The sequence below is a fragment of the Pseudomonas sp. SL4(2022) genome, from assembly GCF_026625725.1.
Lineage (GTDB): Bacteria > Pseudomonadota > Gammaproteobacteria > Pseudomonadales > Pseudomonadaceae > Aquipseudomonas.
In genome coordinates, this window is sequence record NZ_CP113060.1 from 1549977 (window position 1) to 1573090 (window position 23114).

The following is a 23114-nucleotide window of genomic DNA, read 5'->3' on the forward strand; positions in this document are numbered from 1 at the left end:
CAGTGCGTTCATCACGAACGTAATGCTGCGGCGCTTTTTTTATGGCTGCGATTTGTGGGGGCCACTTGGCCGCGCAGCATCCGGGCGAGGCGCTGACCACTGTGCATGACTGCAAAACAACAACAGCAGGGAGGGAAGATGAACTCAGTAGCCGCACTCGATGAGCTGATCCAGCGCATCGGCCTCAACCGCCGTGACGTGCATGAGCGGCGCAAACTCCTCGACTGGCAGGATGCCGACGCCACACGCCTGAATAGCGCCGCCGCGCACATGAGCGACACCCAACAGGCCTTTACCGAGCGCCTTTACGGACACCTGGCCGGCTTTCCCGGCCCCGCCAGCCTGATCAGCAGCGCATCCACCCTGCAACGCCTCAAGCACAGCCAGCTGGATTACTACCAGCGCCTCTGGCACGGCCCCTACAACGCCGACTACGTGGCCAGCCGCCTGCGCATCGGGCTGATCCACCAGCTGGCCGGCATCGAACTGAAATGGTACATGGCCGGTTACCGGCTGTACCTCGATGAAGTCCTCGCCCGCCTATTCGCGGAGCATCCCGACCAGGCTCTCTACGCCAGCCTGTTGAAAGCAGTGTTCTTCGACATGACGCTGGCCATCGACACCTACAGCGCCGCCCAGCGCAAGGCCCTGGAAGACAGCGAAGCGCGGTTCGCCCGGGCCTTGCGTGGCGCCAATGACGGCATCTGGGACTGGCACCTGCAGCACGATCGTCTATATGTCTCGGCACGCTGGGCCCGCATGCTCGACCTCGACCGTGATCAGCTCGGCGAAAGCAGCGCCAGCTGGTTCAGCCGCGTGCACCCGGACGACCTGCCGGCGTTGCGCCAGGCCCTGGAAAGCCACCTCAGTGGCGCCAGCCCGCTGTTGCACCACGAGTACCGCATCCGCCGCTGCAATGGCGATTACCTCTGGGTGCTGGTGCGTGGCGTGGCGCAGAGCGATGCCAGCGGGCAACAGCGCATCGCCGGTTCGCAGAGCGACATCAGCGCACGCAAGGCCGTCGAACAGCAACTGCGCCACGCCGCCCGCCACGACCCGCTGACCGGCCTGGGCAACCGCCTGCGCCTCGACGAGCTGCTGCTGCAAGCCCTGCAACAGCTGGGCAAAGAGGGCGCGCGTGCAGCCGCACTGCTGTTTATCGACCTCGACCGCTTCAAGCTGATCAACGACAGCCTCGGTCACTCCTGCGGCGATCAGGTACTGATCGAGATCAGCCGCCGCCTGAACCACTGCCTGCGCCCCGGTGATCACGTGTGCCGCTTTGGCGGTGATGAATTTGTGGTGCTGCTCACCGACCTGGCCAGTACCAGCGATGCCGAGCAGGTGGCCCAGCGCATGCTCGACAGCCTGCACCTGCCCCTGCATGTACAGGAGCAGGTGCTGGTGGTCAGCGCCAGCATCGGCATCACCGCGTTGCAGGCCAGTGATGCCGCCGAGGATGCCCTGCAGGCCGCCGACCTGGCCCTGTATCAAGCCAAACAAGCCGGCAAGGCTCAGTTCGCCCGGTTCAGCGCTGAACTGCAGGCCAGCGCGCATCATCAGCTGGAACTGGAAAGCGCTCTCGGCCAGGCCCTGCTGCGTGATGAGTTTGTCCTGCACTACCAGCCAATCTGTCGCAGTGATGGCACGGGCACTCAGGTCGTCGGGGTCGAGGCCCTGCTGCGCTGGCAACGCGGCGAAAAGCTGGTCGCACCGCTGGAGTTCATCCCCTCACTGGAAGAGTCCGGGGAGATTGTTCCGGTCGGCGACTGGGTGCTGCGCCAGGCTTGCCGCCAGGTGCGCGCCTGGCAACAGGCCGGGCACACGCAACTGCACTGCGCCGTAAATCTTTCCAGCCGGCAGTTGCGCCAGGACGACTTTGTCAACCGGCTCACCGCCATCCTGCAGGACACCGGTTTGCCGCCCTCCTGTCTGGTGCTGGAAATCACCGAAAGCCAGTTGCTGGAAGACAGCACCGCAACCCTGATCACCCTGCGCGCCCTCGCCAACCTGGGTATTCAACTGGCCCTGGATGATTTCGGCACCGGCTATTCCTCACTGGGTTACCTCAAACGCTTTCCACTGCACATCCTCAAGGTCGACAAGAGCTTTATCGGCGGCGTGCCCGAAGATGCCGAACTGCAAGCCATCAGCCGGGCGATCATCGGCCTGGGCCACAGCCTCGGCCTGGAGGTCATCGCCGAAGGCGTGGAGCACGCCGCCCACCTGGATTTTCTGCGCACGCAGAACTGCCAACTGGCCCAGGGCTTCTGGTTCAGCCGTCCCTGCAGCGCCCATGAACTGCAACCCCTGTTCAGCCGCATGAGCACCCGCTTGCCCTCAGCCGAAGAGCCGATCGAATCATGAAAACCAACCTGCCCGTTAGTCAGCACGACGTCAGCGTGCCAGAAGACGCCAACATCCTCTCCACCACCAACCTCAAGGGTGCGATCAGCTACATCAACCCTGATTTCATCCGCATCAGCGGTTTCGACGAGGCTGAACTGCTCGGCCAGAACCACAACATCGTGCGTCACCCGGATATGCCCAGTGCCGCCTTCAGCGAACTGTGGCAAACCCTCAAGGCGCGCCGCTCGTGGATGGGCCTGGTGAAAAATCGTTGCAAGAATGGCGATCACTATTGGGTCAGCGCCTACGTCACCCCGGTGGTGCGCAATGGCCAAACGGTGGAATACCAGTCCGTGCGCACACGCACCACACCCGAGCGCATCGCCCGAGCCGAGTGGTTGTACGGCCAGTTGCGGGCAGGGCGCAGCCCACAGCAACTGCGTCCACTGCGGCTGCCGCTGGCCAATCGCTTGAGCGTGCTGCTCAGCCTGCCCATCCTCGCCTGCGCCGCCGTTCTGGCAACCAGTGGCAGCCTGCCCGGCTGGCTGGCCGTCAGCGGCGGATTGGGGTTGAGCGCCTTGCTGTCGGCAGGCTGCCACCTGGCACTGCGGCCACTGCACCAGCTCTGTCAGGAAGCCCGCGCCCTGGTCGACAACCCGCTGAACCAGTGGGTCTACAGCGGCCGCCGTGACGAATTCGGCCAATTGGCCTTCGCCCTGCACAGCCTGCGGGTCGAGTCCGGTGCAGTGGTCGGACGCCTGGCCAACTCGGCCCGGGAACTCAGCCAGGATGCCGCCGAACTGGCCAATGCCATCGACAGCAGCAACCAGGCCAGCCTGCAGCAACACACAGAGACCGAGCAGGTCAGCAGTGCCATCAGCCAGATGGCCAGCAGCGTGCAGGAGGTGGCGCGCCACGCCCAGCTCAGTGCCAATGCCGCCAGCCAGGCCGATCTGGAAACCGTCAACGGCCTGCAACTGGTCGAGGAAACCCGCCAGCAGATCGCCACCCTCGCAGCGGAAGTGCTGCACGGCCATCAGGTGATCCAGCAGCTGGAGCTGCACAGCCAGGACATCTACCAGGTGCTCGATGTGATCCAGAGCATTGCCGAGCAAACCAACCTGCTGGCCCTTAACGCCGCCATTGAGGCGGCACGCGCCGGTGAGGCCGGACGCGGCTTTGCCGTGGTGGCCGATGAAGTGCGCGGCCTGGCACAACGGACCCAGCAATCTACGGCAAAGATCCATGCCATTATCAATGCCCTGCAGCTGGGCACGCGTGACGCGGTGGCCGCCATGGCGCGCAGCCAGACCCAGGCGCAGGCGAGTGTCGAACAGGCGCTGCAGGCCGCCGAAGCGCTGGGCGGAATCAACCAGCGGGTGGCGCAGATCAGCGACATGAACATCCAGATTGCCGCGGCAGTGGAGCAGCAAAGCACGGTGGGTGACAGCATTCAGCTCAACCTCTGCGCCATCCGCGAGGCGAACCTGAGCAGCGTGGCCGCCAGTGATCAGAGTCGCCACAGCGCCCAACACCTGGCGAAGCTGGCCGAGCGTCTGCAACTGCTGGTGGAGCAATTCCACAGCCATCAACGCCACGCCTGACCGATGCGGCGCTGGAAAGCAGCGAGACAGGTGCCCTGCCTCACGAGGACAACGACGCGAAGTAACACCCCAAGAAAATTGGTCTATACCACCCAACCTTGGTTGGGTTGAGGTAACGCGGCGCACCCGCTTTAAGTTGACATGCGGCATTGCAACCTTTTTGCCATCAATGACCGCTAATACTGCTCAACTCCAACAACAAAAGAGCGCCTTCCCTATGAAAACCCTCACCTCCCTGGTCGTTGGTCTAGGCCTGGCTTTTAGCGCCAGCCATGCCAGCGCCTGGTCGCAACCTACGCACAAAAACATCGTCAAAGACGCCCTGGCCTTCCTCAACTCGGCGCACGCCACGCCCGAGATGAAACGCGCCTACCAGTTCTATGTCGGCGCCGCCGGCAGCGAAGCCCGCGCGGGGGAAATCCTCGGCCAGGCCGCCTACGACGTCGATGATTTCCAGGACACCCGTCTGGGTGGCTGGTGGGTCGGCTACGAGCACGCGCCGGTGTATGGCGCCGCCGCTTCGCTGGTCAACTACACCTCCTATTGGCACTTCATCAACATGGCCCGTCAGGGTGACGCACACGGCAATGACCACGGCGGCTACGACTACCGCTACCGCAAGGTGGATGGCAGCTGGAGCGGCGACGTTGACTGGTACGCCATGGTTTACCTGTACAACCGCGAGCTGAAGAAAAGCGACTTCGACACCACCGAAGCGCATTACCGTCAGGGCACGTCCTCCAACTGGCAGACGCACTATGGCGACTTCCAGACTGCGGCCTTTCAGCCCATCGATAACCTGGCCAAATACTGGTTCGATCAGTTCAAAAACGCCCCCTCGCTGCAAACCATCGGCTACTCACTGCACACCACCGGCGATGTGGCGCAGCCACACCACGCCTGGGTCACCTCGGGCAACGGTCACTCCGGCTGGGAAGGCTGGGTGGACGATCATTACTTCAGCGAAGGCCTGAACAATATCGCCGCGGTGGCCAACCGGGTGGGCAGTTACGACCCGCAAAAGCCGATCCGCGAGCTGCTGACCCAGACCGCGCAAGTGGCCTACCAGCGCCCCGAGCCGCTGTATGACACCAGCTACGCTACCCGCCTGCGGGTGGCCAAGGAGCTGATTCCGGAGTCCATCGCCCTCACCGTCAGCGTGCTGACCAAGGGTGCCAACACCTTCTACGGCCAGGGTGGCCTGTAAGGTGCGCGCGATGATCCAGCGCAGTTTGCTGGTACTGGGGCTGACCGGCATCTGCCTGTCAGCCCTGGGCAGCCAGGACCTGCACATCAACGGTGAACGCCTGCCTGGCAAAAGCATCGGCCTGCTGGAACAGGCCATGACCCGGGTCAAATTCAACACCGACCTGCGCCTGCTGCGCACAGGCCTGGCGGAAAACCACCTGCTGGCCCGTGAGGTGGAAGACGAACTGAATACCAAATACAGCAGCGATTTGGATGCCTTGGTCGAGCGCGAGGCGAGCAATCTGATCGAGCAGGTCTACGGCCGCCAATTCGACCACGATGTACGCCCCTTTCTGCGTCAGCCACAGGCGCTGAGCAGTGCCCGCATGCGCCAGGTACTGACCGCGCCAACCCAAGGCGTGGTGCTCGACAGCCTGCAGTTGAGCCCCCAACAACAAACCGATGCTGCCCAGGTGCAGCTAATCAGTTGGCAATTCCCCGGCCAGGCCGAACAACGCCTGAACCTGCTGGAGCTGTATCAAGGCGACAACGTACAAGGCCGCGTGGAGCTGCAACAGGGCAACCTGGTGTACCTGGCTGAACAGGTGCGCCAGCAGGCGCTGCGTGACTACCTCTGGTATCAGCTCGGCGAGAAAGGCTTTAGCACGGACGAACAGGCCGGCATCCGCCAGCTGGTGCGCGACAAACTCGTCCGCCACAAGTACCTGCACCAGCTTGGCCTGCACAACGACTTTCACCATGAAACCGCCGGCCTGCGCGAACGCGCTAGCCGGGTCAGCGATGCGGACGCCGAGGCTTACTACCAGCGCAACCTGCAGCTCTACCTGAACGTTGCCCAGGTGCAGGCCAGCCATATCCGCCTGGCTGATCAAGCCAGTGCCGACCGGGTGTATGCCGAACTGCAACAGGGCCTGAGCTTCGATGACGCCGTGCGCCGCTACTCACTGGCTGAGACCAAGAGCCACACGCCACCCGGCGACCTCGGCCTGATTCGCCCACAGGACGCGCCGCTGGATTTTCTGCGCAAGACCGCCCTGCTGCAGAAGGCAAACAGCATTTCTCAACCGATGTTGATCGACGGCGCCTTCGAGATCGTGCAGGTACGCAGCCGCGAGGATCGACAGCTGCCACTGAGCGATCCCAGCGTGCGGTATGAGGTCAACCAGGCCGTGGCCAAGGAGCAACTGACCCAAGCCTTCCAGGCTCGCGTCGACGCTCTGCTGGCCAACGCCAAGGTAGAAGGGCTATGAAGGCCTGGCTCGGTATCGGCCTACTCGGCGTGATCACCGCGGTGACCATCGTCGTTGTGCGCACGCCCCAGGCTGATATCACACCTGCCGTTGCAGCACAGACTGCAACACCAATCAGTCCGCCCATTCGCCTGCCAGAGATGCCCGCCGCACTGCCGAAACAGCAGCCAGCGGCAACCCCAACACCTGCGGAACAACCTGTGGAAGCACCGCCCAGCGAACCGCCCCTGAATGCCCAGGAAGCGCAGATGCTGATTCAGCTTATGGCCGATCAGGGTGACCCACGCAGCCCGGCCCTGGGCCAACTCAAACCGCGCCAACCCGCCAGCCCCGCCCAAATGGCCGATCCGGCGCAGTACAACGCCTTCGAAGAACAACAAACCCGCGACCAGATCATGGCCTACGCCAGCGGCGTCCAGCAGATCCCCGCCATCCGCGAGCGCATCGAACAAGCCGCGCAATCCGGCGAACGCAGCCAAACCGAACTCGACGAAGCCCGCGCCGCGCTGGAGCAGCTGGAAATGCTGCAGAACAAACTGCTGAGGGAAAGACCGGAACTGTTACCGGATGGAGGCGAGTGACAGAAATACGCTCATCCGATGGGTGCCCAAATGCTCTAATCGACTCACCACCCGAAGCAGGAACTTCGGCCGGCCATCCCTCGCTCGTACTGCAGGCATGCGCAGTAAAAGCCTGACAATAGATGCATGGCGTAATACCCGTGGCGCACAAAAGAACGGCGGGATGGCGAGCGGCGCTTAAACGGCAGCGAGCAATTAGCACCAAAACAAATTCTATTCAGATCCAAAATATTTATCTGAATAAATTTTCACACGCTGTCACGCCATTAGGTACAGCATTTAAGCGCCACGTCTTTATATTGATTAATGACGTTTTAACGCCAACCGTAAAAGACGCACAGCGGCTCGAGGATAACCATTACGCAGGCTCCACGGTCGAATTTGTTTTTTGATATGTGCTTTAGTGCTGATTAGCGCATGCTGTGCAACTGAGTGTTCAGATACACACTGTTCGCTGAGACGGGCATAGACGCGCAGATTACCCTCGTATATTCCATACGCCTCACGACAACTGTGCTGAACCTTAAAGCCATTTTTCTGCAATAAAGCCTCGAGCGTTTCCATACAGAAGTAGCTACGGTGGGAAATATGGATTTGCCACAAACCAAGTTTCGGCCAATTAGCCAGAATATCGGGCACCTCTATAACCAGCCAACCATCAGGGGCAATCAGTTTGGCAATCCACCCCAGCGCCTTTCCCGGCTCATCCAGATGCTCCAGCACATGAAATAAGGTCACCAACTTTGGCTTGAATGGCAGCTGAGTCGTTTGGTCCAGGTACCCGTCCTGGATAGCCTCACCTAATCCCAAGGTATGAACCGCATGCTCGCGCTGAGGCCCACCAGGTTCAATACCGGCATATTGTTCGCAGCCATGTGCCCTGCAGGCGTCCAGGAAAAAGCCTAACCCAGAGCCCACGTCCAACACAGAAGAGCATTCACCAACCACTGCGTTGATTTCGCTGTAGCGATAGCCCGCAATCAGGCGGTAGTGACAGAGCGCATCTTCGGGTGGCGGCTGACGCATCAAACGAGGGTAAATGTGTGAATAGAAACGGGTCTGGGCTTCACCGCTGAGCCCTCGAGCCAGGTAAACCACGCCGCATCCACGACAAGCCGATAGATTGACTTCAAGAAAATAGCGATCACGACGCCAGATGAAAGAGGGGTCGCGCTTACCGCAGGACGGACACGGAAGCTCCAGCAGATTCTGGTTCAGCCTGCCGAGCTCAACCAGCAAAGAGGAATTTTGACTAACCGACATTAATGCCCACTATATATTAAATGATTTTTATCAGCGCACTTTAAATCAACATACCATTACTTTTAAACCACATTCACAAACATTAAAAAAACAAATAAAAAACACAAAGCAATGACCACATATTAATTTACCGAAGCGTAACATAAAAAACTTCCACCTGAATTATTAAAGCCTACCTGAGCACTTTAAGCCATTGAAAACCTCCGATTTCCGATAACCACTATAGCCTGCTTACATTCACAAGCGGATAAAATAAAAAAATCACAGCACATAAAATGATTACGCCATACACCGCACAGAAAATTTAACACTACGCCTTGCAAAGGCCTATACTCAAAGAATTCTAGCGTCTAATTCTACCGTGAAAAAATATTAATCAGAATCCATAGGTTTCTTACGGTAAACACCATCATCCCCCCTCACACCAGGCAGTAAATGATCGTCCCTACCGTAAATGGGAGTGACCTCTGTTTCATCGGTGAAAGTCTCCCGTTGCAGGCACTCAAACAAGTAAGCAACCTGCGTATCGCCAAAGCGGAAGTTGGCGTGGCGAATCACTAACAGCCCGCCAGGACGCAATACCCTAGCAAAATCTATGATAACTCGCTCGAAATCGCTAAATCTCAGCCAGGCTGAACACTGGTCCGGGCAGCCCCCCAAGGCGCCATGGCGAAATACAGCCATAGAAAGGATCAGCTCGTAGGACTCTGGCTGATAAGACTCCACATTAGCGGCGCATTTAAATGCCAGTCGGGATGGATACCCCTCACGTCGCCAGCGTCTCCAACAGTCACGGATACGCCCCGGCTCGATATCCACACCACATATATGCGCCTGGGTGAAATACCGGGCTAGGCTGAACACCTCCTCACCTGTCGAGCAGCCGAAGGACAGAATGCGGGTTTCTGGCTCATCGACAATGAACTCGCTTAGCCACTGGAGCCGTGACGAGTATCGAGCGTCACGGGTGGTACCGTAGGGCTGAAACAAGCCTTGCGGGGCTCGCCAAAGTAACAACGCCGAGCGGCGATGCTCGCCTCCGAGGACTATCTGTAGGGCAAGGCGCGCCATGCTGACTAAGGAGTATCGCTTACGTATACAACGCCTGAAGAGCATATTCATATGCGCTTTACCTGAGCACGGACAAACTTGACACTAGCACTCACTCTCCGACACGGAAGTGCCCACAATGAACAACGAAAAAACCGCCATCGCCGCCGACATCCTGAACTTTAAGCCTGGGAAGACTACCATTGCCGAGAATCTCCAGGCAGCCCAGCTTCGAGGCGATATAATCCTGCATGAAGACGGCAGCTGGTCGCTGACAAGAACCTACTTAGCGGCCAACAACTGGGTATTTGGCCCGGTAAGCACGCCCTTCCCTTGCGGGAAACTTATGGGGTTTCTCTTTTACCAGGCATATGCACGAGCGACTGTTCCTGACGGTTGTCGCACCTGCTACAAAGTACAAGTGCGACCGACCACATTGCAGCAACTGGTCGCTTCCGAGCGAATTGCTCATGACCTACCGTACGCCTACAAGGCCGGTGCCAGTCTGAACTTGCAGTTCCAAGCCGGCCCCTACCGCACGCTGTTTTATCTCGACAGCCTGCAACAAGCCCAAGACGTTTACAAACAAGTGCGCGAACGAGTCAACTTGGCCAAAGAGCTGGGACCGAATGTCGAGGTCACTATTAAGCGGGGATGCACAGCGTATGAAATCCATTGCGGCCCATCCAATAACTTCACGTTCACCAATGAACTCAAGACCGTTGAAACGGCCCTATTGGAGCGCCTGCGCCCAACTCAGCGCCTGGCGCCGGTCTCCGCTGCAGTCACATTGATGAAGTGGGTGCAGGTCGCCTATCAGGTGGGCGACAACAGTTACAAAAACTTCACCCAAGGGCGTCCGCTCTATAAAGAGCCAGTGAACTATTCACCGGAGTAAACCAATTGTCCGTAAATTGCGAGTACGGTAACCTCATCAACCATACTCATCTGGAGCAAAGCGCATGAATGACATGACAGACTGTCCAGCCCCCCACGGCGAAAAAATCGAGCAAAATATCCAGCGCAAGGCCTGGCAAAAGCCGGACTTCACCGAGGTATCAATCACCGACGTAACCGCATCCATCTTCGCTACGAGCGGAAATGATGGGACCTTGGGTTTCAGCAACGTGTCTTGATCTGGGACGCTCGGTTTTGAAAGTTAGCCTGTGAGCGCCTTCGCCGGCCTATTGGCCATAGGGCGTGCTTTGCCGGTTGATCTGGCCGAGCGCTTTGCGAAAGCATTGGACGCTCCAGGGCTGGAGTTGCCGCAGTACTGGTCGGACGCGGGTGTGCACCTGTCACATCGCATGCGCGTTACAGCTCCCGAGGACCGCCAGGACAAGCAACCAAGGCACAATGCCGAACATCCTTTAGTGCTGGTATTCGACGGCTATTTGGTCAACCGACCCGAGCTGATTCAATCATTGGCCCTGCCAAGGTCGGCGAATAACTGGCCAGACAGTGCGCTTGCCTTCGAGGCGCTTCTCCACTGGGACGAGCGGGCAGCTGAGCATCTGTTGGGCGATTTCGCACTGGCGGCCTGGAATCCAATGACGCAATGCCTGCTGTTGATGAGGGACGGCGTAGGCCAGCGCCCACTCTACTACCACCACAGCAACGGCTTATTTGCTTTCGCGACGTCTCCCACTGCCCTACTGGCAATCCCTGGTATTCCTTGGGGCGTGGACGAAGATCGACTGATCCTAAACCTTTTTGATTTACCCCTCGATCCCCATAGCACCTTTCACAAACACATATCCGCACTTCCCGCCGGCTCCGTCGCTACCTTGCGCGGAAGCCGCCTGACTCAACGTTGTTACTGGACACCGGAGCGCAAATCAGAACTGCATCTGCCTCACGAAGAAGACTATGTTGAGGCCGCGCGCGAACTGTTCAACCGAGCGGTACGGGATTGCCTGAGAATCGAAGGCCCTGCTTTTTCGTCCATCACCGGAGGATTGGACTCTTCCGCCGTTTCGGTAACGGCGCTGCGACATCTGCCTGGCAACAGACTTACCACACTGACCAGCCTACCAGCCGAAGGTACGATTACCGCCGATTCACCATCTTTTTATGCCTCCGAACGCCCGTATGTGGAGAGCATCGCGGAACAAAGCCCTAGCCTGACCCCACTCTTTTTTCCTGGCCCAGAGCTGCATCGCTGGGATACAGACTGGACAGCCATGTTTCAATCCACGGGTACCCCATGGCGTAATGTCATGAACCTCGCATGGATGGGCCCCGCAAGGGACTATGTACGCCAGCAGGGCGGGCGCGTGCTGCTTTCGGGCGGGCTCGGTAACATTACATTGTCTTGGGATGGCCAAGGCACACTTCCCGGCCTGATCAGACGCGGCCGATGGTTGCAGGCACTCCGGGAAGCCAATGCTCTGGCACAAGGCTCCGGTCGGTCGGCTTCTACGGCGCGCCAGATCTTCAGGACGACGTTGATGCCGTTTCTGCCTGGTTATATTCAACGTGTAATGCGAAACCTGCTGGGCCAATCAACAGAGTTGGAGTGGCAAAAGCAGTGTTCGGTTACACCGGCAGCCCGAAACCGGCCCCAGATCCAGGCCGCATTCAGAAAGCGCGAGCGCATGTCTACGCTGGGTAGCTGGGAACTGCGCCAATGCTGCTTTGAGGAACGCCAGGTTAGCCTTGAAGCTATGGGGCTTGTACGAGCACTCCATGGCTTCGAAGTTCGCGACCCCATGGCTGATCGTCGGTTGCTGGAGTTCTGCTTTTCGCTGCCCGACAGCCTCTATCTGAACGGTGGTGTGAGCCGACTGTTAGCGCGTCACGTCACCGCAGACCGCCTGCCGGCGAGCGTTGTAAACAACCGCCGTCGTGGCCTGCAATGCCCAGAGTACATGCATCGGATGACGGCCATGCGACCGATGCTGGCCGAGCATCTCGCTCAATTGAACGGATCTCCCCTGGCCAGAGAGATACTCGATCTCAAGCGAATGAGTGCACTGCTTGCACACTGGCCTTCGACGCCCTGGCACCGCGAGTACCTGACAGTACTTCACCGAGGACTGCACTTTGGTCAGTTTCTTCACTGGGTAGAGTCCGGCGGCACGCGGAACTAGTCGTAACCCAGTCTCGCCCTCATCGCCTCTGTAGCGTTTTCCACGCGCCTGCGTTGTTTATCGGTCAGTTGTTCACGCCAACTGCCCGCTCGTCCCTCCCGAAAGAACCGCTTGGCCCGCGCTGGACGCTCACTGAAGCCATGCTGGGCTTCAGCCGCCTGTAGCCGATCAAAGCGAGTCGCTGTCATTGCCTGCTCCAGCCGTCCTGCATCCAACGTCCAACCAACGTACTCGACAACACGAGCCAGGCTTTGCAGAGGCTGTATCAACATATCCTCGTAACGCAACAACAATGGAGCCCATGGCGCGGGCAGATCAATCCAGCTGCGGACATGGTGAGACCAGCTCCCCAAGAACTGGGGTAACTGCTCCAGCAGCCAGGCGCGCTGATGGCAAAGCGTAGCGTTTTCGTCGAGGAGAAAATCGATCGTTCTGTCCGCATCGATACCGATGTGCCCTGCGAGCGAGAGCACTACATCGCGAGGGTCTCGCACGACATAAATCGCCCCCAAAGTGGCATCTACCGGGAACAGGGGTTCATGACCCGGCGTCAGCCGCCAGGCATCATGGACCTTGTTGAAAAGAGGATTACGCGCGGCGAGGGCCAGCTCTTCATACAAGCGCGGACGTAGCATGAGGATCTCGTCCGGCAGTAAATCGGACGAAGCCACGCCAAGGTGGTCGTCGAAACGGCGGCGGCTACTGGCGGCGTGGGCAAAGTCCAGCCTCTGGGAAAAATCCGGGGTTGCACCACCGTTGCGATAGCTATTCAACGCCAGGCGCAGCCAGGTATTGCCTGACTTGGGGTAGGACGCCAGCCAATAAAAACCACTCATGCCGGCACACGCCCGCGTGCGTGGACGTCAACAATACGACTGACGAGGTCATCCAAGTGCTCGAAACCCGACAACTGTCGAAGCAGGATATGGTCGGCGACTCCTGCCGCAAGCTGGGTTGCCAGCGAAAAGTGGGCGGCTTTATCCGTCGCCACGCGCATCAAAGCAGGAGCCTGGTACAGGGCGTGCGCGAAACGAATTGATGCATCGAGCCCCATGACACACTGCTGGCCGACATGCTGGACGTCATTAACCCGCTCAAGGTGATAAAGGGTTGCGAGCTTCAGCGGCTCATCGGCCGAAAAATCTGTCGCTTGCAATCCAATAGAGAACTTGTCCATGCCCCGGCGGACACGCTCTCTTGATGTGCCGCGCACCTCTTCCCGCTCAAGAGCATCGCCCCATAGTTTGATCCGGGGGAAGGTCGGCAGTGCCAAGGTGCCTTGCTCCCCGGCGCAGACCAAAGTCACATCATCAGCCAGGATTGGATAACCTCGGCGAATGAAGGCTGACGCCAGGGTGGATTTACCGGCCCCAGATGCTGCGCTGAATGCCACCGCGACATCGCCATGCGGGGTGGGTAATCTGACGCAACAGGCATGCAGGGGAAGTAGACCACGCCGCTGGCAGGCAATGGCGAAAACCATGCCGAACAGGAAAGCTCGAATAGCAGGAAAGTCCTCAGGGAGGTGAGGCTGTATGCGAATCGAACGACCATCGGCCGCTATGCGGTAAGCCGCCACCCCGTCAATAGCAAAGCGACAAGTCCCGTCAATGCTGTGTTGCACAATCGGCCCCACGTGAACAGACTCTGCCAGGTGCGCCTCGACAGCTCCCAACTCAATGAGCAGTTCTACCGGCGCCTGCGGATCACCTGTCCATGGCAGCAAGTCCGGCAGCGAGATCTCACTGTGGACTCGCCAGCCACACAACCGATAATCGTCATGCATTACCGGACTCCTTGGTCAGTTGGCGCAGAGGAGAGATGTTGCCTATGCCTTCACCGCCGGATACCACACCACCGCCCTCACCACGCATCAATAGCCAGGCATGCGCACTCAGTCCATCTCCTCCGTCGCGAACCCCAAGACACAGTACAGAGCGGCGGCCACGCAGGCGCAACATCAAAGCGGCAACTGTGGCTTGAGAAAGGCACAACGGCCTCCAAGGTAAGCGCCGAGCAGCCACACTAACAGCCCACCCCACTGATCGTGCAGTGGGATCACAAGCTGGAGCCGTGTGGGCAGGAGGTGACTCGATACGTGCGCCGCCAAGTTTCAGCAGATAACGCCAAGGCACAAACAGCTGAGCAATTGGTAAGAATGAAAGGAATAGGGCAGCCTCGACGACACGAAGGCGATGAGCCGTAATGATCAAGCTGCAACCTCTATAAGCATCCGGTCAGCGAGCTTGTGCAGTAACTCCAGAACGTCGTTGCGGATGACCTTGGGATCGGCGTGATAATCCACAGCTAAAGCATGGCAGAGCGCATCCACTTGAAGTGGTCGCTCAAGGCGCTTCCAAATATCCGTAGCCACCGAATTGAGACCAAAGTAATGCCATTCGGACACACTCATGAGTACTAAGTCTCCACCTACCTCCGCAGCCAAAATGCCGGCATCTCTCGTGACGGTAGACCTTCCCGTGATCGCAGCCATCTTGCGACTCCTCCCCTTAAATATCCAAATTGTCGCACAGCGCAAGTCCTCCTGATAATCGATAAGTTAGGACGCCAGATAGCACACGATCAGCTTAGCGGTGTCCACTTTATCCCTGCACTCATCGGATTGTTTTGGCTCAATGCTTATTAGCCATCCACTATGGCCATACTGGTCATGGCTCAGGACTCTGCGAGGACCATCTGAGCAAAACGGGGCGCAGCCCGGATACACCCGGCATCTAAAGCAGCCGACAGACGCTTTCCCGACGCGTGCCAGGCACGCACAACTTGAGCCTCAGACAGACCCAACGTATCGTCGACACAATCTGCTGATAATGGTTGGCCTTTAGAGGCGCAATCAAATTGATATGGACGGTAAATGAAGGCTAACGCTGTTGTTCCGGTGATCCTCTCGGGCGGAAGTGGTTCGCGCCTCTGGCCGCTTTCACGCAAGCAATGCCCCAAGCAATTCATCGCGCTGACCGGTGAGTTGTCGCTGTTTCAGCAAACAGTGCAGCGCCTCAATATTGACGGCATGGCATCACCGTTATTGGTGTGTAACGTCGAACATCGTTTCCTGGTCAAAGAGCAGCTGGCGCGAATTAGCTCAACCCCGCAAAGCTTGGTGCTTGAGCCGTTTGGTCGGAATACGGCACCCGCTGTTGCCTTGGCGGCGCTACACCTGCTTGCGCAAGAGCGCGACGAACTCATGTTGGTGCTGCCTGCCGACCATGTAATTGATGATGACTCGGGTTTTCTCAGCGCCCTTGAGGCAGGCGTGTCAGCAGCCGAGGCTGGCGAAATGGTGCTGTTTGGCGTGCAGGCCGTTTCCCCTGAAACAGGGTTCGGGTATATCAAGGCCAACTATGATGCGAGCGGTGGATTGCCCTTAGGCACCTACCGCGTGGATCGGTTTGTCGAGAAGCCAGATGCCGTGCTTGCCTGCGAGTATGTGAGCAGCGGTGACTATCTCTGGAATAGTGGCATGTTTCTGTTCCGTGCCAGCCGCTATCTTGAGGAATTGCAAAGCCACGATCCGGATATTTATGACACCTGCATACTGACACTGGCGCGCAGTGAACTGCGCTCTGATGTCTTAACTGTTGACCCACACACATTCGCCTGCTGCCCGGATAATTCAATCGACTATGCCGTGATGGAGAAAACCTCACGCGCTTGTGTGGTGCCGATGTCTGCTGGATGGAGTGATGTTGGCTCCTGGTCTTCGCTGTGGGATGTGCGTGCCAAAGACAGCAATGGCAATGTGCTGAAGGGTGATGTGACCATTCACAACAGTTGCAGAAACTTCGTCCACAGCAGTTCCAGATTGGTTAGCCTGATTGGCCTGAATGATGTGGTTGTGGTGGAAACCAAAGACGCCGTGCTGGTTGCTCATAAAGAAGCAGTGCAGGACGTCAAGAGCGTTGTTGATCGGCTTGATCGTGCCAATAGAGATGAAACCCATCAACATTGTGAAGTCTATCGGCCATGGGGAACCTACGATCTTTTAGACAGTGGTGCGCATCATCAAGTGAAGCGAATTATCGTCAAACCGGGTGCGCAGTTATCCTTACAGATGCACCATCACCGTGCCGAACATTGGATAGTCGTGTCAGGCACCGCCCAGGTTACCTGTGATGACCGGGTATTCCTGCTCACCGAAAATCAGTCGACCTATATCCCTATTGCTTCCATTCATCGCCTGGCTAACCCTGGGAAGATTCCGCTGGAGATAATTGAAGTGCAGTCGGGCAGCTATTTGGGCGAGGACGATATAGAGCGGCTTGAAGATGTCTATGGACGTGAGACGCTGTTGCGCTCGGATGTGGAAACCCACAACAATTAGTTCGCAGCAGATCATATAGTGGGCACGGCTGCTCAATGGCATGTCAAAATTTACAGCCATGGGGTACTGATCAGCTGCCTGGCAGACTGAATAAACTGCTAAGGCACTACATGACAGCTCCGCGCACCCACAATTAAATACGTTTAAATCACCCCTCAAGACATTGATTAGACTGCACTACGCAATACATTCAGTTGCTGCTGCATTCGGATTTTCTTAGCCCGATTATCAGCCCTACGGGCAGCCACAAAATAATCCAGTAAACACTCGGCCGATGAAATATTGCATGAACGTCCGAGACCATGGCGACCATTCCCAGAACTAGCATGGCAAGAGCAACTCTGGCCTCAAGACGTTCTCTGAGTTTCCAGGCCTTTTGGAACAGGCTTAACAACATGGCTATAAATAAAACGATAGCCAGCACACCATACTCATACCACAGTTGCAGATACAGGCTGTGCGCATGAAAGACGGTGTCACCCCATGGGTAGCGGAAAACCATATCGGTGCCAGCGCCGTTACCGAGCAGCCAGAATTCGGGGAGACGCTGGAGCCAACCCAACCAAATCAGGCCACGTTGACTGGTTCCAAGGCGCCACTCGTTGTGAACTTCCGGCCAAAATAACGCCAGCATGCCAACCAACGATGTAAAGCCGACGATCAGTAATAACTTAGCGCGTGGCCTAGGTGACAGAATAAGAAGTGTCAGGTATGCCGCAAGAGCGGAGAACCAAGCCCCTCGCGAGAAAGTTAACAATACATAGATGAGTATGCCGGCCAGGCCGAGCAAGGTGAGTACAAGATATGAAGTGCGCGCCTGATACTCCACTAACAGCCCGAGCAGCACGATGCCAAAAAAACCATAGTACAAGCCTGCCGGAATGGGATGAGAAAAATCGGCGAAGCCTTGCCAGCCCAACTCAAAAAGACGTCCTGTGTACCTCACAGTTTCGTAATCCAGAGGTTTCCCCAAGACCATAAACTGATAGTAAATAGTCATCCACGCAAAACCGGCCGCTAAAAATGCTGCAGCCAACAAGGGCATATAAAGACGCCTTGAGTGCAACAAATAGGTGACGGAAAAAACATATAACACTATGAATAGACAGATCTTCGCCCAATAGCCCGCCGGATGTTCTGCATCTGTTGCAAGCGCCCCCCTCAATAGAACCCAAATGACCAGAGCAAGGAATATAAGTGCACACGGCTGTTTCCAAAGCGCTAGCGACAGCTGCTCATTTATGAACAACACCAGAGCAGGTATGAAGAGCAGCAAATGCACCTGGGTGGCCTGTTGGCTGCCATCGTTATTGAATAAGAACCCACCGAGCTGTACGAAAAGACCAATACTTAACAGCACACACGCAATCGCTGATATTTTTTCTCGGTGCACCCCTGAAAGGGCGGGGAAAACATGTCTCATGTCTATTGATAGTCTTTATTAATTTTATATATATAAATATTCATGCACACCGTACGCGATACAGGTAACGCTATTTATTAATCAAGTTTTGGCTGCGCGCGTGCAACAGCAAAAGCATATAAAAAAAATTGGTTTTTATGTAGCGCCAGAATAAGCGTTGAGGTTCTTGATAAAGGCGAAAACACCATTCCATGCCCAGTTGCTGCATCCAGTAAGGTGCCCGCTTCAGCTCGCCCGAAATAACATCAAACGAGCCACCCACGCCCATGCCTATCTTGACACCGAGCTGTGGCCAGTACTGTTGCAGCAGCAGTTCCTTCTTCGGTGAACTCATCCCGACAAATAACAGGTCAGCACCACTGGCGCGTATATCTTCAACCACAGCGGCTTCCTCTTCAGCCCTGAAATAGCCGTCACGGACGCCGACAATACGTAAACCCGGATACTGGCTGACCAAGCGCTGAGCTGCTGACTCAACAACGCCTGTTCGAGCGCCCAACAGATAGACCGAGGCATTCGTTTTTACAGCCAGAGCACAGAGCTTGTGCATCAGGTCAATCCCTGCACAGCGCGGTGGTGCCGGGATGTCGAGCCATTTGAGGCCAATGGCAATCCCAGCACCATCAATATGAATACGCTCGGCTTCATGCAGGGCGCGCATTAGAAAAGGTGTCGCGCGTGCATCTATCAGCTTGGCAACATTCAGGCCTTCCAGACGGAGTCGGACGCCACCGTTCAAGGCTCGCGTCGCGTCTTCAATGAGTGCCTGTTCTGCGAGCAGATCCAGGGGGCAGCCCAGAAAGTCGATACGCGTATTAGAGGACGTCTGGTTCATGTCAGGGTACGAGAGCAAGAGTGGGTCTGGAGGTATTGCGCAATGCCGCACCGCTCAATAGCCAGAAGGCAGCAGTGCCAGATACCGAGAGCACATGCTCAGAACTGACAAGCGTGGTGGCGATGCCGAGTGACAACCAGAAAGCAGCCAGCGACAAAGGGTCACCATGGCGACGGTAGTTGTGCCACAGAGCATGGGAAACATTGGCGTAAAACCACAGGAATATCAGCGCGGCGGGCACGCCAAGTTGATAGGCGATGCTGAAAATGGCGCCCTCACCGCCACCAATCAGCACTTGGCTATTCTGAGCGGCCACTGCGCCCTGTTGTCCGATCCCTGCACCAATCACCATGACCTGGGGCAGGTCAATAATATTTTTTTGGAGCGCAAACCAGTGTCCGATTGTTGAACCGTCGAGAAAATTGACACTGGTGTAGACGATTTTCTTGGCCGCTACAGCGATGGCGATACAGGCACCGACAGCCATGACTATGCGAGCTAAAGGTGAATGAAACAGCGATGTGCCCGTTGCCAGGTAACCAATCAGCGCCAGACTGGCCGCCAACATGGCGCCCCGTGTACCGGACATCCATATGCCAACAAACAGCAGGGCGCACAGTAGGAGTCCCATGAAGCGCGCTCGCCGCTCCAGCCAGGCCACAGATATCATCGCGGCAACCGCGAGGAACATACCCTGCGCCAGTGGCGAAGCTAACAGGCCGGCCGCGCGGCGCTCCCTTTCGACACCCCCATAGAAATTCCAGGGTAGTCCGCTCTCCGGGTTGGCCCCCAACAGCACGCCTTTCACGTTCAGTATGTAGCGTGGAAAGTGGATGGTATCGATCCAGAAGCGGGTGTGGCGCAGCTCCCATGCTCCGAAGAGCATGCTGGCGAGTCCCAGCAACACCAACAACGCGGCGAGCCTGCGCAGTTGCGCCGGCTGTAACACGCAATAGAACCCTGTCAGGAACAGCAGCACTGGAATCATCAGCGTGCCGTACGAGCCGATCAGAATGCCAAGCGGGGTCTGACCTCTGTTTATCAGCAGGTAAACCAGGGCCAGGCTGCTGTATATCAATATCGGCAACAAGAGACGCAACGGCATGCGCACGCTGATCAAACAACACCCTGCCATCAGAACGATCACGGCGTCACGCACATAACGCAGCAGGCCGGCTGCTGGCGATGCACCACCGTCGTACAGCCAGGCGGTGGCCAAGTCACCCAGGTGAATCCACAGGACCAGTACTGCGAGTAGGGCGAACCTCATTGCCGTGCAGCCTGCTTCAAGCGCGCGCGATACTGTCGCCAGCGCTGTAACTCGCCCACCAGGCCAGCACCGAGAAGCTGCAGGGCAAGCCTCTTCAGGATCGCCTTGAGACGATCTTTCCAGCCCCACGCCACTCGGCCGATCCATTCATCAATGGCCGCCACAGAAGCGGCCTGTGCCGGCTGTATAGGCTGCGGTACGCGTTGTGCTGGCCGTTGCGCTTCCAGCCATAGCGTGCCCGGCAAGCTGCTGAGTGGGTTGACACCACAATGGATCACCGAGAAGCCGGCAGCTTCGGCAAGGCGCCGGAGAGAGTCTGCACAGAAATACGTCAGGTGTGCAGGGTGCACAAACAAGCGCGTATGCCAGTCACTCATCAGATCCGGCACTTCGATCCACACATATCCACCGGGGCGTAATCGCTGAGCAGCGTCCTCCAGAAACCCGCGCGGGTCGATCAGGTGTTCCAGTACATGAAAGGCCACAACGGCGTCTTGGCTGGCCGGCATCAGGTCACGGAGACTGCCGACAAAGTCCACGGTCGCGCCTTCCAACAGGGCTTCGCGTTGTGTCTTGTCTGGCTCGCTCGCGCTTAAATGCAGGTCGGGGCGTACGGCGGCGGCCTGGCCGAGAAATGCGCCAAACCCTGAGCCCATTTCAAATACATGAGCGCTTTGATGCAACTTGGGGGCGAGCAGCGACACACGCAGCTGGGCGGTCTCACGATCGCCGCGCCATGCAAAGAAACGCTCGGTGCTGTTCCAGGGGACCTCAGCAGGAAACAGACGCCGATATGCACCGGCATAAAAACGTGCAAGGCCGGCTTCGCTGAAGCCGGGGCTCAGATACACGGCTGCACAATACCCGCAACGCCGCAGAGTCTGCTGCGAATGTGCATAGGGCTCAGGCCAGAAGTGCCGTTGAGCGTGCGTGCTGCCGCACATCCGGCACTGCCCGGTATCGGCTGCCAGGCCCCAATCATGCCTGCGGTCAGCCATAAAACTTCCGGTACCAGAGCGCCACCGACAGCGCGAGCCACAGGGTGCTGTGCTGATTATCGGTCGCCAGGCGGCTGCGCAGTTTGTCGGTATTGAGAAATGCACGGAGTGCACTGGGCATATCGTTCAACAACTCCTGCCAGGGCAGTCGGCTGACGAGAAACTGCTCGGCATGGCCAAACCCGGTATTTTTGGGTGTGTCGGTGATTGACGCCGGTAACAGTCCTCTGAAAGCTGTGCGCAATAGTGTTTTCGAATGACGCTCACTGACACGCATCAAGGCTGGTGTACTGAGGGCGCGCTCGACCAGCCGATGATCCATGAAGGGACTGCGCAGCTCGACCCCAGCGCTCATGCTATTACGGTCAGCAATGCGCAGCACCATGGGCAGCAGGTTATTCAGCTGGTCCTGACGCAAGAGGTCTTCCAGGCTGCTGCGCATGCCATTCTGTATCGCCGCGAGGCGGTGCCGCTGTGAGTCCCAGAGATCATCGCTCATCAGGTCTGCACTGGGCCTGTGCCGACGCAGCAAGGTGCTCAGCGGCGCACGTGGTAGCTCCCATACCAGACGATTAAGCAGAAGCCCCGGAGGAAATGCCCGATGCCTGAGCATGTTCACCAACCCGACAAGGCGTCCCGACTTCAGAGCATCACGCGCGGCCACGGACAGGTAACGCGCGGGATAGCCACCAAACAGTTCATCCGCGCCTTCCCCGGAAAGCACTACTTTGTAACCCTGTTCGCGAATCGCCCTGTAGGTTCTGAAACTGGCCAATGCCGATGGGGTGGCGAAAGGCTCACCCTGTACCCCGACCAGCGCCATCAATTCATCGGCTGACGGGATAGGAGAATACCGCACGATACGGTGCAGGTCGGCATGGCCACTCGACTGCATCAGTGCTGCTGCGCGGGCGGTTTCATCAAACGGCGCTTGCTCTGCCTCGCAGTACCCATACGTGAAGGCGCCCGTGAGGGCTTGCCGAGGCTGCTGGCTGGCATTCAGGGCCACACGGGTGATGATGGCGCTGTCCAATCCGCCTGACAACAAACTGGCCACTGGCACATCCGCACGCAAACGCAGACGAATGGCATCTTCCAGCAGCGGCCGCAACTCAGCCGCAGACAGCGGTGCCATGCTGCCTGGCTCAGGCCATTGGTGATAAGGCCGGGCGCTGAAATGCCCGGTACGGCTCATGCGGCAAACCATGCCGGGCGGTATCGCGTGAATACCCTTGAAGAAGGTGGCCGTTCCCTGTTCGGAAAACCCGGTGACCAAGAAGTCGAAGAGCTTTTCAGGATTAGGCGCTGGATATCCGCCGCGCATAACCGCAATGGCACTGATCTCGCTGGCCAGCGTCGCCTCGCGGCCGTCGTGATGCAGGTACAGCGGCTTTACCCCGAGCCGATCACGGCAATACACCAGATCTCCGCTGGACGAATCCCACAGCACCACTGCCCACATGCCATTGCAGCGTGAGAAAACCGCCTCGCCCCAGATGCGCCAACCGTGCAGCAGTACTTCTGTATCGCCATCTGTCACGAAGACGCAGCCAAGCTCACGCAACTCGTTACGCAGTTCAACAAAGTTATAAATAGCCCCGTTAAAAACCAATGTTGTGCCGGTCAGCGGGCAGCGCATGGGTTGTTGTGCGGCACGACTGGTATCAAGAATGGCCAGGCGACAATGGCCGAGCACGGTCAAAGGTGCCTGCTCGACCTGATGCAGCGCTTCTGCATCAGGGCCGCGCCGCGCCAATGTATTCAGTGCATGCTGGGCGCGTCGTTGCAGGTTGTCTGATACGCCAAAGGCGCGTACTGCAATCAGGCCGCACATGTCGGTTGCTCAAG

General features: G+C 57.7%; 20 protein-coding genes and 1 pseudogene. 10 read left to right on the forward strand and 11 right to left on the reverse strand.

Going from position 1 to position 23114, the window contains the following annotated elements:
- Nucleotides 1-138: 138 nt before the first annotated feature.
- The 6 genes and pseudogenes from OU997_RS07480 to OU997_RS07500 all read left to right on the forward strand — a co-directional run bounded on the left by OU997_RS07480 (nucleotide 139) and on the right by OU997_RS07500 (nucleotide 6993).
- Nucleotides 139-2367 carry a putative bifunctional diguanylate cyclase/phosphodiesterase gene (locus OU997_RS07480; protein ID WP_108487237.1) on the forward strand — a complete coding sequence of 743 codons (2229 nt, stop codon included), beginning with the start codon at nucleotides 139-141 and terminating at the stop codon, nucleotides 2365-2367.
- A pseudogene (locus OU997_RS20975) lies at nucleotides 2364-2693 on the forward strand (PAS domain-containing protein); the annotation flags it as partial. The gene OU997_RS07480 and the pseudogene OU997_RS20975, both read left to right, overlap by 4 nt.
- A 132-nt stretch (nucleotides 2694-2825) precedes the next feature.
- Nucleotides 2826-3953 (forward strand): methyl-accepting chemotaxis protein, encoded by a 1128-nt coding sequence (locus OU997_RS07485; protein ID WP_420713272.1) that lies wholly within the window; start codon nucleotides 2826-2828, stop codon nucleotides 3951-3953.
- A 217-nt stretch (nucleotides 3954-4170) separates the two neighbouring features.
- Nucleotides 4171-5160 carry a phospholipase gene (locus OU997_RS07490; protein ID WP_108487239.1) on the forward strand — a complete coding sequence of 330 codons (990 nt, stop codon included), beginning with the start codon at nucleotides 4171-4173 and terminating at the stop codon, nucleotides 5158-5160.
- A gap of 10 nt (nucleotides 5161-5170) precedes the next feature.
- The gene (locus OU997_RS07495; protein ID WP_108487240.1) at nucleotides 5171-6412 is read left to right on the forward strand and encodes a peptidylprolyl isomerase; all 1242 of its coding nucleotides are present in this window, start codon (nucleotides 5171-5173) and stop codon (nucleotides 6410-6412) included.
- The gene (locus tag OU997_RS07500) at nucleotides 6409-6993 is read left to right on the forward strand and encodes a hypothetical protein (protein ID WP_267809540.1); all 585 of its coding nucleotides are present in this window, start codon (nucleotides 6409-6411) and stop codon (nucleotides 6991-6993) included. Before OU997_RS07495 ends, OU997_RS07500 begins: the two co-directional genes overlap by 4 nt.
- A 303-nt stretch (nucleotides 6994-7296) precedes the next feature.
- Here the strand turns inward: OU997_RS07500 and OU997_RS07505 are convergent, their stop codons facing one another.
- On the reverse strand, nucleotides 7297-8256 hold the full coding sequence (locus OU997_RS07505; RefSeq protein ID WP_267809541.1) for a class I SAM-dependent methyltransferase: 960 nt from the start codon (nucleotides 8254-8256) through the stop codon (nucleotides 7297-7299).
- A 372-nt stretch (nucleotides 8257-8628) separates the two neighbouring features.
- The gene (locus tag OU997_RS07510; RefSeq protein ID WP_267809542.1) at nucleotides 8629-9378 is read right to left on the reverse strand and encodes a class I SAM-dependent methyltransferase; all 750 of its coding nucleotides are present in this window, start codon (nucleotides 9376-9378) and stop codon (nucleotides 8629-8631) included.
- Nucleotides 9379-9445: 67 nt separating this feature from the next.
- Between OU997_RS07510 and OU997_RS07515 the strand changes: the two genes are divergently transcribed.
- The 3 genes from OU997_RS07515 to OU997_RS07525 all read left to right on the forward strand — a co-directional run bounded on the left by OU997_RS07515 (nucleotide 9446) and on the right by OU997_RS07525 (nucleotide 12398).
- Nucleotides 9446-10204, forward strand: a complete 759-nt coding sequence (locus OU997_RS07515) for a hypothetical protein (RefSeq protein WP_267809543.1) — start codon at nucleotides 9446-9448, stop codon at nucleotides 10202-10204.
- 64 nt (nucleotides 10205-10268) lie between these two features.
- On the forward strand, nucleotides 10269-10442 hold the full coding sequence (locus tag OU997_RS07520) for a hypothetical protein (protein ID WP_267809544.1): 174 nt from the start codon (nucleotides 10269-10271) through the stop codon (nucleotides 10440-10442).
- Between the two features lie 30 nt (nucleotides 10443-10472).
- Nucleotides 10473-12398, forward strand: coding sequence for an asparagine synthase-related protein (locus OU997_RS07525; protein ID WP_267809545.1), 1926 nt, complete (start codon nucleotides 10473-10475; stop codon nucleotides 12396-12398).
- Here the strand turns inward: OU997_RS07525 and OU997_RS07530 are convergent.
- The 4 genes from OU997_RS07530 to OU997_RS07545 are packed head-to-tail and all read right to left on the reverse strand — an operon-like array spanning nucleotide 12395 to nucleotide 14892.
- Nucleotides 12395-13234 (reverse strand): sulfotransferase domain-containing protein, encoded by an 840-nt coding sequence (locus tag OU997_RS07530; protein WP_108487246.1) that lies wholly within the window; start codon nucleotides 13232-13234, stop codon nucleotides 12395-12397. The two genes, OU997_RS07525 and OU997_RS07530, sit on opposite strands and share 4 nt — an antisense overlap.
- Nucleotides 13231-14184, reverse strand: a complete 954-nt coding sequence (locus tag OU997_RS07535) for a hypothetical protein (RefSeq protein ID WP_108487247.1) — start codon at nucleotides 14182-14184, stop codon at nucleotides 13231-13233. Before OU997_RS07535 ends, OU997_RS07530 begins: the two co-directional genes overlap by 4 nt.
- Complete coding sequence (locus OU997_RS07540) at nucleotides 14177-14611, reverse strand: lasso peptide biosynthesis B2 protein (RefSeq protein WP_267809546.1); 435 nt, start codon at nucleotides 14609-14611, stop codon at nucleotides 14177-14179. Before OU997_RS07540 ends, OU997_RS07535 begins: the two co-directional genes overlap by 8 nt.
- Nucleotides 14608-14892 (reverse strand): PqqD family protein, encoded by a 285-nt coding sequence (locus tag OU997_RS07545; RefSeq protein WP_267809547.1) that lies wholly within the window; start codon nucleotides 14890-14892, stop codon nucleotides 14608-14610. The genes OU997_RS07540 and OU997_RS07545 overlap by 4 nt, the downstream gene beginning before the upstream one ends.
- 381 nt (nucleotides 14893-15273) lie before the next feature.
- On the opposite strand from OU997_RS07545, the gene OU997_RS07550 reads away from it, so the two are divergent.
- Nucleotides 15274-16740 (forward strand): mannose-1-phosphate guanylyltransferase/mannose-6-phosphate isomerase, encoded by a 1467-nt coding sequence (locus tag OU997_RS07550; protein ID WP_267809548.1) that lies wholly within the window; start codon nucleotides 15274-15276, stop codon nucleotides 16738-16740.
- 190 nt (nucleotides 16741-16930) lie between these two features.
- Here the strand turns inward: OU997_RS07550 and OU997_RS07555 are convergent, their stop codons facing one another.
- The 5 genes from OU997_RS07555 to asnB form a co-directional block, all read right to left on the reverse strand.
- Nucleotides 16931-18163 (reverse strand): O-antigen ligase family protein, encoded by a 1233-nt coding sequence (locus OU997_RS07555; RefSeq protein ID WP_267809549.1) that lies wholly within the window; start codon nucleotides 18161-18163, stop codon nucleotides 16931-16933.
- A 70-nt stretch (nucleotides 18164-18233) separates the two neighbouring features.
- Nucleotides 18234-18998: a WecB/TagA/CpsF family glycosyltransferase gene (locus tag OU997_RS07560; RefSeq protein ID WP_267809550.1), complete on the reverse strand. Its 765-nt coding sequence runs from the start codon at nucleotides 18996-18998 to the stop codon at nucleotides 18234-18236.
- Between the two features lies 1 nt (nucleotide 18999).
- A complete protein-coding gene (locus OU997_RS07565) occupies nucleotides 19000-20268 on the reverse strand; it encodes a hypothetical protein (protein WP_108487253.1) in 1269 nt (422 codons plus the stop codon).
- A complete protein-coding gene (locus tag OU997_RS07570; RefSeq protein WP_256583085.1) occupies nucleotides 20265-21119 on the reverse strand; it encodes a class I SAM-dependent methyltransferase in 855 nt (284 codons plus the stop codon). The genes OU997_RS07565 and OU997_RS07570 overlap by 4 nt, the downstream gene beginning before the upstream one ends.
- Nucleotides 21120-21258: 139 nt before the next feature.
- On the reverse strand, nucleotides 21259-23100 hold the full coding sequence (gene asnB, locus OU997_RS07575) for an asparagine synthase (glutamine-hydrolyzing) (RefSeq protein ID WP_267809551.1): 1842 nt from the start codon (nucleotides 23098-23100) through the stop codon (nucleotides 21259-21261).
- Nucleotides 23101-23114: the final 14 nt, after the last annotated feature.

Excerpts from the sequence above, each read along its gene's own strand:
- OU997_RS07505 (WP_267809541.1), bottom strand. The coding sequence starts at position 8,256 with ATGTCGGTTAGTCAAAATTCCTCTTTGCTGGTTGAGCTCGGCAGGCTG.
- OU997_RS07560 (WP_267809550.1), bottom strand. The coding sequence starts at position 18,998 with ATGAACCAGACGTCCTCTAATACGCGTATCGACTTTCTGGGCTGCCCC.
- OU997_RS07565 (WP_108487253.1), bottom strand. The coding sequence starts at position 20,268 with ATGAGGTTCGCCCTACTCGCAGTACTGGTCCTGTGGATTCACCTGGGT.
- OU997_RS07550 (WP_267809548.1), top strand. The coding sequence starts at position 15,274 with ATGAAGGCTAACGCTGTTGTTCCGGTGATCCTCTCGGGCGGAAGTGGT.
- OU997_RS07515 (WP_267809543.1), top strand. The coding sequence starts at position 9,446 with ATGAACAACGAAAAAACCGCCATCGCCGCCGACATCCTGAACTTTAAG.
- OU997_RS07520 (WP_267809544.1), top strand. The coding sequence starts at position 10,269 with ATGAATGACATGACAGACTGTCCAGCCCCCCACGGCGAAAAAATCGAG.
- asnB (WP_267809551.1), bottom strand. The coding sequence starts at position 23,100 with ATGTGCGGCCTGATTGCAGTACGCGCCTTTGGCGTATCAGACAACCTG.
- OU997_RS07500 (WP_267809540.1), top strand. The coding sequence starts at position 6,409 with ATGAAGGCCTGGCTCGGTATCGGCCTACTCGGCGTGATCACCGCGGTG.
- OU997_RS07545 (WP_267809547.1), bottom strand. The coding sequence starts at position 14,892 with ATGGCTGCGATCACGGGAAGGTCTACCGTCACGAGAGATGCCGGCATT.
- OU997_RS07530 (WP_108487246.1), bottom strand. The coding sequence starts at position 13,234 with ATGAGTGGTTTTTATTGGCTGGCGTCCTACCCCAAGTCAGGCAATACC.
- OU997_RS07555 (WP_267809549.1), bottom strand. The coding sequence starts at position 18,163 with ATGAGACATGTTTTCCCCGCCCTTTCAGGGGTGCACCGAGAAAAAATA.
- OU997_RS07480 (WP_108487237.1), top strand. The coding sequence starts at position 139 with ATGAACTCAGTAGCCGCACTCGATGAGCTGATCCAGCGCATCGGCCTC.
- OU997_RS07510 (WP_267809542.1), bottom strand. The coding sequence starts at position 9,378 with ATGAATATGCTCTTCAGGCGTTGTATACGTAAGCGATACTCCTTAGTC.
- OU997_RS07495 (WP_108487240.1), top strand. The coding sequence starts at position 5,171 with ATGATCCAGCGCAGTTTGCTGGTACTGGGGCTGACCGGCATCTGCCTG.
- OU997_RS07535 (WP_108487247.1), bottom strand. The coding sequence starts at position 14,184 with ATGCATGACGATTATCGGTTGTGTGGCTGGCGAGTCCACAGTGAGATC.
- OU997_RS07490 (WP_108487239.1), top strand. The coding sequence starts at position 4,171 with ATGAAAACCCTCACCTCCCTGGTCGTTGGTCTAGGCCTGGCTTTTAGC.